At 53.2% G+C, this 2,400-nt stretch carries 2 protein-coding genes and 1 pseudogene; all 3 read right to left on the bottom strand.

Going from position 1 to position 2,400, the window contains the following annotated elements; all coding sequences use genetic code 11:
• A partial coding sequence (locus tag RT018_RS07050; RefSeq protein WP_312940520.1) for a peptide chain release factor 3 occupies window positions 1-1,352 on the bottom strand: 1,352 nt, incomplete at its 3' end.
• A gap of 47 nt (window positions 1,353-1,399) precedes the next feature.
• Window positions 1,400-1,531 carry a hypothetical protein gene (locus tag RT018_RS07045; RefSeq protein ID WP_312940518.1) on the bottom strand — a complete coding sequence of 44 codons (132 nt, stop codon included), beginning with the start codon at window positions 1,529-1,531 and terminating at the stop codon, window positions 1,400-1,402.
• Window positions 1,532-1,565: 34 nt separating this feature from the next.
• A pseudogene (locus tag RT018_RS07040) lies at window positions 1,566-2,400 on the bottom strand (hypothetical protein); the annotation flags it as partial.

The following is a 2,400-nucleotide window of genomic DNA, read 5'->3' as shown; positions in this document are numbered from 1 at the left end:
ATGCGATACTCGAACACGTCGAATTGCAGCGTGCCCACCACGCCCACAATGACTTCCTCCATGCCCGCACCGGGGACCTTGAAGATCTGGATGGCGCCCTCCTGTGCAATCTGCTCCGTGCCTTTAATGAATTGCTTTCGCTTCATGGTGTCCTTGGGACTGACTCGCATAAAATGCTCCGGCTCGAAGGTGGGGATGCCGGAAAAGCTGAACTTTTTTCCCGGCACGGTGATGGTGTCTCCAATGGAAAAAATACCGGGGTCGAACACGCCGATGATGTCGCCCGCGTAAGCTTCGTCGACAATCTCACGCTCGGCGGCCATCATGGTCTGGGGCTGGCTCAGGCGCATTTTCTTGCCGGTTTGCATGTGATAGACCTCTGCGTCCCGCTCAAACTTACCCGAGCAGATGCGCATAAAGGCAAGCCGATCCCGGTGGGCTTTATTCATGTTGGCCTGAATTTTGAAAACAAAGGCCGAAAAATCAGGGGAAAACGCATCCACCACGCCGCTGTCCGCCGTGCGGCTGAGGGGCGGAGTGGTCATGCGCAGAAATTCTGCCAGAAAGGGCTCTACGCCAAAGTTGGTCAGTGCCGATCCGAAAAACACGGGGCTGAGCTTTCCGGCGCGGACGGCTTCCATATCAAACTCCCGACCCGCGCCCAACAACTCCACCTCGTCCCGCAAGGTGTTCCAGCGGGCCTCGCCAATCAACTCACCCACCTTCGGGTCGTCCAAATCCACCTCGGTGGCCTCCGCCTTTTTCCCGTGGCCCTCGCCCTGAAAAAAGAAGATGTGACTTCTCTCCCGGTCATAAACTCCGGCAAACTCTCTGCCGCAGCCGATGGGCCAGTTCACGGGATACGTGTCGATGCCAAGCTCCCGCTCCACCTCTTCGCACAGCGCAAGGGGATCCTTCGTCTCCCGGTCCATCTTGTTGATGAACGTAAAAATAGGGATATTCCGCAAGGCGCAGACGCGGAACAGCTTGCGGGTCTGCGGCTCCACGCCCTTGGCCCCGTCAATGACCATGACGGCGGAATCCGCCGCCATCAGCGTGCGGTAGGTATCCTCGGAGAAATCCTGATGGCCCGGGGTATCCAGAATGTTGATGCAATACCCCTCGTGCTGAAACTGCATCACCGACGAGGTGACGGAGATTCCACGCTGGCGCTCAATCTCCATCCAGTCGGAGGTGGCAGCCTTGGCGCGCTTGCCCTTCACCTCGCCAGCCTGGGCAATGGCGCCGCCGTACAGCAGAAATTTTTCCGTAAGGGTAGTTTTACCGGCGTCGGGATGCGAAATAATCGCAAACGTGCGGCGCCGAGAGATTTCGTCTTTCAGGGCGGACATGGCGTTACTCCTTCGTTCTTATGAATCTGATGAACCTTTTTAATTTATCACATCGCCGGATGCTTTGCAAGATATTGTCCGTAATTCCGGCAGATATTAACCTGATTCTGGTCAAGAATATAAGCCATTTCAGGAGAAACCACATTCAGGGGGAGCAGTTTACGGAGTATCTGTTTCATGATTCGCGCTCTGGGCCAGTAAGACTTTCCCTCATTAAAACAGATTGCCCTGTTTGTCAAATGTCAGTTCATAGGGTTCGGAGAGAATTTCAATATTGGGGTTCGCCTTGGCCAGCGGCAGCAGGCCCTCGGAAATCTCAATATACTCAATGTGAGCCGTATTGTGAATGCGGATCATTTTCATGTTGTTCTGATCCTCGGCATCAGGGCAGCAGCATAGCGCCAGCTGCAGTGCCTCACGGTCATTGTCCATGATCATGGGAATCTTCATCAAATGCAAAAACGTATTGGTAACACCGGTTGGATACGTCATCTCCAGCTTCATCTTATTGTAAAGTCGGCGGGTCGTCACTTCGGCCAGTCCAATGCCCTGCGCATTGCCGTGAGTTTCGTCCGTAAGGTCAAGAACAACCACTTTTTCCGCGTCGATCCCTCCAGAGCAGTATTTGGGTTGGACAAAGCGCCCTGATACATTCGGATCCATACCGTCTCCGCTGATATTTTTGCCGATCTGATCCACGACCAGAACATCGCATTTATCAAAAAGCAAACGGGCAATGGTCTTATAAGAGAGCTCCTTAAGCTTAGGCTCCTCATCAATAATCTCCTGAGGGCTCAACGCCTTAACGAGATAGGTATCATCATAAGCATTTTCGACTACTGCAATCCCACCGATAATGGGTGCGTTTTTTAGGATTGTAAGGCCGTATTCCTCTACCAGCTCGTGCATAATTGCCGGGCTTTGGCTATGCAGATCATGGGCACCCTTTTGCTTACCAAGGCCGATGGCCATCATTTTCATCAGGCCGCTTTCATACTTGCCGCGGAACGATGTGTGGGGCTTAATCCGGTTTAAGAGAATAATCCCA

This window comes from Oscillibacter sp. (assembly GCF_032060045.1).
Classification (GTDB): Bacteria; Bacillota; Clostridia; order Oscillospirales; family Oscillospiraceae; genus Oscillibacter.
The sequence above is the reverse complement of the archived record's forward strand: the minus strand, read 5'-3'. Positions and strand labels throughout refer to the sequence as shown.

Coding starts and splice junctions, on each gene's coding strand:
- RT018_RS07045 (WP_312940518.1), bottom strand. CDS start 1,531: ATGAAACAGATACTCCGTAAACTGCTCCCCCTGAATGTGGTTTCTCCT.